Consider the following 8,114-nt stretch of genomic DNA (forward strand, 5'->3'; position numbering starts at 1 on the left):
TCATGACTAACCGCCGTTCATTCCTCAAGCAGGCCGGTATTCTCGCCGCTGGCCTGCCCCTGAGTGCTGCCGTGAATCTGCCGGCGCTGGCCGCCAACCCAACGCCGCTGCCCAAGGACAAATGGGCACAATTGCGTGGGTTGTTCGACCAGGATCCGGACTACCTGCACTTCGCCAACTTTCTGGTGACGTCCCACCCACGGCCGGTGCGAGAGGCGATTGAACGCCACCGCGCCAACCTCGACCGCAACCCGGGCCTGGCGATGGACTGGGACCTGGGCGAAACCGAAAAGCGCGAGCAAGCGGTTCGCGTCTGGGCCGGCCGCTATCTCAAGGCCAAGCCTGAGCAGATCGCGCTGACCGGCAGCACCACCGAAGGCCTGTCGCTGATCTACGGCGGCATCCATGTGCGCCCGGACCAGGAAATTCTCACCAGCGAACACGAACACTACGCCACCAACTACGCCTTGGGTTACCGCCAGCAGAAGGACGGGGTCAAGGTGCGCAAGCTCAAGCTGTTCGAGAACAGCCACACCGTGTCGGCGGATGAGGTGCTGGGCTCGATCGCCAAAGGCATCCGCCCTGAAACCCGCGTACTGGGCATGACCTGGGTGCAGTCCGGCAGCGGCGTGAAACTGCCGATCGGCGAGATCGGCAAACTGGTTGAGGAGCAGAATCGCAACCGCGAGGAAAAGGACCGCATCCTGTATGTGGTCGATGGCGTGCACGGGTTCGGCGTCGACGACCTCGATTTCCCCGACATGCACTGCGACTTCTTTATCGCCGGTACCCACAAATGGATGTTCGGCCCGCGCGGCACCGGGATCATCTGCGCCCGTTCCGCTGAGCTCAAGGATGTGACGCCGACGATTCCGACCTTCTCCGAAGCGACCACGTTCTCGACCATCATGACCCCCGGCGGTTATCACAGCTTCGAACACCGCTGGGCCCTGGACGAAGCGTTCAAGCTGCACCTGGAGTTGGGCAAGGCCGAGGTGCAGGCGCGCATCCACGCCCTCAATACCTATGCGAAAAACCGGCTGCTGGAGCATCCGCAGATCGAACTGGTCACGCCAAAGAGCCCGGACCTGTCGGCCGGTTTCACCTTCTTCCGGATCAAGGACCGCGACTGCGAAAAAGTCGCCGTGCAGTTGATGGAGAACCGTGTGGTCTGCGACTCGGTGGACCGCGATGTCGGCCCGGTGATCCGCATCGCACCCGGCCTGCTCAACACCGAGAACCACATCGACCGCTTCATGGCCTTGCTGAGCAAGATCGCCTGACGCCGTACCCTGTGGGAGCGGGCTTGCTCGCGAATGCGGTGTGTCTGCTGAGTATCTGTCGCCTGACACACCGCATTCGCGAGCAAGCCCGCTCCCACAATTGATCTTGCATGATTCCAGTTTTTTCTTTGAACGAGACACCTCATGAACAGTAATTCACTAACCCTGCCACTCAAGGCCCTGGCCCTGACCGCACTCATGGCCGGTCTGCTGCCAACCGCCGCCCAGGCAGCCACCGCCCCGCAACCCGGCAAAGTGTTCAAGGACTGCCGCGACTGCCCGGAAATGGTCGTGCTGCCCGCCGGCACCTTCACCATGGGCACGCCGGATGATGAGGTCGGGCGCGAACCCGACGAAAGTCCGATGCACGAAGTGACCTTCGCCAAGCCGTTCGCCATGAGCCGCTTCCAGGTCACCGCCGGTGAATGGGACAGCTACGTGCGCGAGAGCGGTGTGACCATCGCCAACGGTGATACCCGGCCGGGTCGTGAATGCGTCGCCAGCAAGCCGCGTTATCCACAAGGCCCGCGTCAGCCGGCGGTGTGCATGAACTTCGATGACGTGAAGAACTACGTCGCCTGGCTCTCGAAGAAGACCGGGCAGAAGTACCACATGGTCAGCGAAGCCCAGCGTGAATACGCCGCTCGCGGCGGCACCAAGGGTCCGTTCCCCTTCCCGTTCGATGAAGGCAAGGAATACAGCATCAGCAAACACGCCAACACCTACGGGCCGGCAGACGGTTACAGCTTCAGCTCGCCGGTCGGCAGCTATGCACCGAATGCGTTTGGCATGTACGACATGCACGGCAATGTCTACGAATGGGTCGAAGACTGCGAACACCCGAACTACGTCGGTGCACCCACCGATGGCAGCGCCTGGGTAGAACCCAATTGTGAAGCCGTGCGCATTCGTGGCAACGACTGGGGCGAAGCGCCGGTGTTCTCCCGCTCGGGCAACCGCAACAGCCAGTACCCGCAAGAGCGTGGCGACTGGATGGGCTTCCGCGTCGTGCGCGACCTCTAACCCAAGACTGGTGTGCTCTCTGTAGGAGCTGTCGAGTGAAACGAGGCTGCGATCTTTTGACTTTGTTTTTTACAAGCAAGATCAAAAGATCGCAGCCTCGTTTCACTCGACAGCTCCTACAGGGTGGTGTGTGAAGCCGCCAGTCGGCCAGGTTGTAAATTAAGCCTGCGATCAGACGTTCTACTGGGTATCTGCCTTTATACCCAAGGAACTGTCTTCCATGACCCAGCCTCCCCGTGGCGCCATCGGCGAGTTGTTCGCCCTGTTGAAACCGTTTCGACTCATCGTCGCCGCGTCCATTTTCCTGGGCATGGTCGGCGGCTTGAGCGTCACGGTGCTGCTGGCGACCATCAACAACGCCCTGCATTCGGACACCGGCCTGACCCAAGGCGTGGTCGCCTTGTTCGCCGGCCTTTGCGTGCTGGCGCTGCTGAGCTCGATCTGTTCGGACATCGGTACCAACTATGTCGGCCAGCACATCATCGCCAGGCTGCGTAAACAGCTCGGTGAAAAAGTCCTGTCGGCGCCGATCGAACAAATCGAACGTTATCGCAGCCATCGGTTGATTCCGGTGCTGACCCACGACGTCGACACCATCAGCGACTTCGCCTTCGCCTTCGCGCCGCTGGCGATTTCCCTCACCGTGACCCTGGGTTGCATGGGTTACCTGGCGATTCTGTCGTGGCCGATGTTCCTGATCATGGTCGCCGCGATCCTGATCGGCACGGCGATCCAGGCCTACGCCCAGAGCAAGGGTGTGCAGGGTTTCATGGCCGCCCGTGACGCGGAAGACGAACTGCAAAAGCACTACAACGCGATTGCCGATGGCGCCAAGGAACTGCGCATCCACCGCCCGCGCCGCCAGCGCATGTTCGTTTCGGGGATCAAGGCCACGGCCGAATTCATTTGCAAGACCCAGGTGCGCTCGGTCAACACCTTCGTGATCGCCAAGACCTTCGGCTCGATGCTGTTCTTCGTGGTCATCGGCCTGGTGCTGGCGCTGCAATCCTTCTGGCCAAGCGCCGACAAGACCGTGATGAGCGGCTTTGTGCTGGTGCTGCTGTACATGAAAGGTCCGCTGGAGCATTTGATCAGCACGTTGCCGATTGTCAGCCGCGCGCAGATTGCTTTCCGCCGGATCGCCGAATTGTCCGAGCAGTTTTCCACTCCTGAGCCGCACTTGCTGCTCAGCGATCAGGGCAACGTCCAGCAAGCCGTGCACGAACTGAAACTGGCCGATGTGCGTTTCGCCTTCCCGGCTGTCGAAGGTGCCGCGCCCTTCCAGCTCGGGCCGGTCAACCTGACGATCAAGCAGGGCGACATCACCTTTATTGTCGGTGAGAACGGTTGTGGCAAGACCACCCTGATCAAGTTGCTGCTGGGCTTGTACACGCCGCAACAGGGCGAGATCCGGGTCAACGGCGAGGCCATCGATGCGAAGAATCGTGATGACTACCGCCAATTGTTCACCACGATCTTCGCTGACTATTACCTGTTCGATGACGTGGTGCAGGGCGACACGCACATCCCCGAGGACGCGAACAAATACCTGCAACGCCTGGAAATCGCACACAAGGTCAGCGTCAAGGACGGCAATTTCACCACCACCGACCTGTCCACCGGCCAGCGCAAGCGCCTGGCATTGGTCAATGCCTGGCTCGAAGAGCGCCCGGTGCTGGTGTTCGATGAATGGGCGGCCGACCAGGACCCGACCTTCCGCCGGATTTTCTATACCGAGCTGCTGCCGGACCTCAAGCGCCTGGGCAAGACCATCATCGTGATCTCCCACGATGACCGCTACTTCGATGTAGCCGACCAGTTGGTGCGCATGGAAAGCGGCCGGGTCGTCACCGAACTCGCCCCTGCCTGATAAATCGTACCTGTAGGAGCCAGGCTTGCCGGCGAAGGCGATCTTGAGGGCGCCTTCGTCGGCAAGCCTGGCTCCTACAAAAGCCACTCTGCCCCCATCGTTTTTTCTTTCTGAAAATTATTTGACGGGTTTCTTTCCGGTTTTACGTTCGTGCCGCGTCTAATAATCATTCTTATTAACAAAAACTCTGCACAACACTTTTCAGGAGCTCAGGTAAGTAATGCGACCTCAACCACGCCGCACACCTCTCGCGCTGGCCGTACAGCGCCCGACTTTGCATCGCACCCTGTTCACCAGCGTACTGCTGACCGCCACCTTGCTGGGGAGCTCGATGGCCAATGCTGCACCTGTAAAAGTGAATATCGCCGTACAGCCGCTTTCCAACGCACTGACCGAGCTGGGCATGCAGACCAATCTGCAGATCCTCTACAGCCCTGACCAGGTCGCCGGCATCAAATCCCGTGCAGTGTCCGGTTCGCTGGAGCCGTCCGAGGCCCTGAGCGCCCTGCTCAAAGGCACCGGCATTTCGTTCCAGATCAATGGCAACAGCGTCACCCTGGTATCGGGCGGCGGTTCGGGTTTGCAACTGGGCGCGACCACGATTTCCGGCCAGGCCCTGGGCCTGACCACTGAAGACACCGGTTCCTACACCACCGGCGCCACCACCACCGCGACCAAGCTGCCGCTGACCCTCCGCGAAACACCGCAATCGGTGACCGTGGTGACCCGCCAGCAAATGGACGATCGTGGCGTCACCAGCGTTGCCGACGCGTTGCGCAACACGCCCGGCGTCACGTCGCAGAAGTACGACAGTGACCGGACCGAGTTTTCCGCCCGTGGTTTTGCCATCACCAACTTCCAGTACGACGGCGTCAACATTCCTTACGACGGCGTTTACGGCGAAAACCCGAACAACAGCGACGATGCAGCCAGCCTCGACCACATCGAGGTCATCAAAGGCGCTACCGGCCTGATGACCGGTGCCGGTGACCCGTCCGCCACCGTCAACCTGATCCGCAAGAAACCGACCAAGGACTTCAAGGCCTCGGTCAGCGCCACCGCAGGCTCCTGGGACAACTACCGCACCGAAGGCGACATCTCCGGTTCGCTGACCGATTCGGGCAACGTGCGCGGGCGCTTCGTGGGTGCCTACCAGGACAAAGGGTCGTACATCGACCACTACACCCAGAAAAAAGACATCTACTACGGCATCCTTGAAGCCGACCTGACCGACGACACCCTGCTGACCTTTGGCGTCGACAAGTCCAGCGCAACGCCGCGCGGCAGTTCGTGGACCGGTAACGCGCCGTACTTCACCGATGGCAGCCGTACCGACTTCTCGCGTAGTTTCAACCCGGGTGCCAACTGGAGCCGTCGTGATTTCGACAGCGTCACCTATTTCTCGTCGCTGGAACAGGCACTGGCCAATGACTGGAAATTCAAGGCCAGCTTCGACCAGAAAACCACCGATCACGATACCCAACTGGCCTCGGCCAGCGGTGGTTCCGCCGACCCTGTCACGGGCGTAGGCAATTTCCTTTACTGGGGTCGCTGGGAAGGCCATCGCGTACAGAACAGCGCGGACGTAAACGTCTCCGGTCCATTTTCCCTGGGTGGTCGCGAGCATGAATTGGTGGCGGGCTTCATGGCTTCCCACTCGCGTCAGACCGGTGCGACCTACGACACCAGCGCTTTCTCAGAGGTGCCGGGCAGCATCTTTGACTGGAACGGTCACCTGCCGAAACAGGAGTTCCCGAAAAACGGCAAGTACGAACGCACTCAGAGCCAGAACGGGCTTTACCTGGCCACACGCCTGCGTCCGACCGACGACCTGTCGTTCATCCTCGGCAGCCGTCTGAGCACCTTCAAGTACAACGAAGACTACACCTACTATCCAGGCGCCACCCAGACCGACACCCACGCCAGCTACAAGGAACACGGCGTCGTTACACCGTACGCCGGTGTGGTCTATGACCTGAACGATGTGTACTCGGTCTACGCCAGCTACACCAAGATCTACCAGCCGCAAATCTACAAGGACGTGACCGGTTCGACCCTCAAGCCTGTTGAAGGCGACAGCTACGAAACCGGCATCAAGGCGGCTTACTTCGAAGGCAAGCTGAACGCCAGCTTCGCCTTGTTCCAGATCGAGCAGGACAACGTCGCGCAATACGTCACCACCGACGTAGGCACCGGCCAGGACGTCTATAAAGCCATCTCCGGCGCCACCACCAAAGGTGTGGAAATGGAACTGGCGGGCGAACTGGCAGATGGCTGGAACGTGACTGCCGGCTACACCTATGCCCGTACCCGCGACGAGGACGAACAACGTATCTTCGGTTTCCCGCTGGCCTCCAGCAAACCGGAACACGTGGTGCGTACGTTCACCACCTACCGTCTGCCCGGCGCATTGGACCAGGTCACCATCGGTGGCGGCGTCAGCTGGCAGAGCGCGTTCTACGGCCAGAGTTTCAGCCCGAACGTGGGTAATGGCACAAGCGGCAGCACCATGCTCAAACAAGGTGGCTACACCCTCGTGGACCTGATGACCCGTTATCAGTACGACGAACACCTGAGCTTCACCGCCAACGCCTACAACGTCTTCGACAAGAAGTACATGTCGGGCCTGGGCAACTTCGGCACCACGTTCTACGGCGAGCCGCGCAACCTGCAGATCACCGCGAAGTATGATTTCTGAGTCGTGAGCTGAACTGAAAAATGCCCGTGTCGTGAGATGCGGGCATTTTTTTTGGGCCAGGGATTTGTGTTGAGCATTAGTCCGCCTTCGCGGGCAAGCCTCGCTCCTACAGGTCCTGCACTAACCCTGTAGGAGCGAGGCTTGCCCGCGAAGGCAATTGTCGCTTCAACAGAAATCCCCCCGACCGGCCACAAAAAAACCGCCACCCCCGACTCAGGCATGGCGGTTTTTTCATTTCAAGTCAGATCCGCGAACGCACCCACCCCGCCACTTCCGAGTGAATCCCTTCCACTTCCCCCAACAACCCCGCCATCCGCATGAAGTCATGGGTCATCCCCGGCTGCTCCAGCAACGTCACCTCATTCCCCGCCGCGCGCAACCGATCGGCATACGCCAGCCCTTCGTCACGCAACGGATCATGCCCGGCCAGGTACACCAGCGCCGGCGCCACGCCCGACAGATCCGCCGCCAGCAACGGCGAGCAACGCCAATCCGCCAGGTCCTCCGGCGTGCGCCCGTAATGCGCGTAGAACCAGTCCAGCGTCGGCGTCTCCAGCAAATAGCCTTCGGCGAAATCACGATGGGAGGCACGCTGGGTGGTTGCGTCCGTCACCGGGTACAGCAGCACTTGCGCCTTGGGTTTCAACACCAGTTCCCCAGGCTCACGCACGGCCATGATCGACAACACCGTGGCCAGTGTCGCGCCCACGCTGTCGCCGACCAGCGCCACCCGGTTCGCATCCAGCCCTCGCGCCGCGCCTTCGCGCACCAGCCAGTTGCCGGCATCGCAGGCGTCCTGCACCGGTGTCGGGAAACGCCACTCCGGCGCCAGTCGATAATCGACGGTCAACAAGGCAAAGCCGCCTTGCGAGGCCAGTCGCCGGCAAAGCGCATCATGGGAATCCAGGCTGCCGACCACATAGCCGCCGCCATGGAAATACAACACCACCGGCTGCAAGCTCTCGCCTGCTTGCCCTGCGCGATACAGCCGCGCCGACAAGCTGTGGCCGTCCCGCGCAGCAATGGTGAAGTTTTCGCAGGCCACGCTGTCCAGCGGCACGTCGAGAAATCCGGAAGAGGCTTCAAAATCGATCCGTGCCTGTTGGGGTGACTGTTCATGCATCGCACGACTTTTGCCGGTCATCCGGCCGAACTCGGCGAGTTCGAGAAATGCTTCAAGTTCTGGCAACACGGCCATGGGACGAATCCTTCTACCTAAATTGGTTTGCTTATGTAGGAG

5 protein-coding genes are annotated in these 8,114 nt (G+C 60.6%); 4 read left to right on the plus strand and 1 reads right to left on the minus strand.

Going from position 1 to position 8,114, the window contains the following annotated elements; all coding sequences use genetic code 11:
* Positions 1 to 2 precede the first annotated feature (2 nt).
* The 4 genes from pvdN to ACA049_RS21040 all read left to right on the plus strand — a co-directional run bounded on the left by pvdN (position 3) and on the right by ACA049_RS21040 (position 6,874).
* Positions 3 to 1,283 carry a pyoverdine-tailoring periplasmic protein PvdN gene (gene pvdN / locus ACA049_RS21025; protein WP_497329517.1) on the plus strand — a complete coding sequence of 427 codons (1,281 nt, stop codon included), beginning with the start codon at positions 3 to 5 and terminating at the stop codon, positions 1,281 to 1,283.
* 144 nt (positions 1,284 to 1,427) lie between these two features.
* Positions 1,428 to 2,306 carry a dihydropyoverdine dehydrogenase gene (pvdO, locus tag ACA049_RS21030; RefSeq protein WP_497329519.1) on the plus strand — a complete coding sequence of 293 codons (879 nt, stop codon included), beginning with the start codon at positions 1,428 to 1,430 and terminating at the stop codon, positions 2,304 to 2,306.
* Positions 2,307 to 2,526: 220 nt separating this feature from the next.
* Entirely contained in the window at positions 2,527 to 4,176 is a 1,650-nt protein-coding gene (locus tag ACA049_RS21035) for a cyclic peptide export ABC transporter (protein WP_497329521.1), read from the plus strand.
* A 220-nt stretch (positions 4,177 to 4,396) separates the two neighbouring features.
* Positions 4,397 to 6,874, plus strand: a complete 2,478-nt coding sequence (locus tag ACA049_RS21040; RefSeq protein WP_497329523.1) for a TonB-dependent siderophore receptor — start codon at positions 4,397 to 4,399, stop codon at positions 6,872 to 6,874.
* A 241-nt stretch (positions 6,875 to 7,115) separates the two neighbouring features.
* Here the strand turns inward: ACA049_RS21040 and ACA049_RS21045 are convergent, their stop codons facing one another.
* A complete protein-coding gene (locus tag ACA049_RS21045; RefSeq protein WP_497329525.1) occupies positions 7,116 to 8,072 on the minus strand; it encodes an alpha/beta hydrolase in 957 nt (318 codons plus the stop codon).
* Between the last annotated feature and the right edge of the window lie 42 nt (positions 8,073 to 8,114).

The organism is Pseudomonas sp. LBUM1662 (assembly GCF_059695915.1).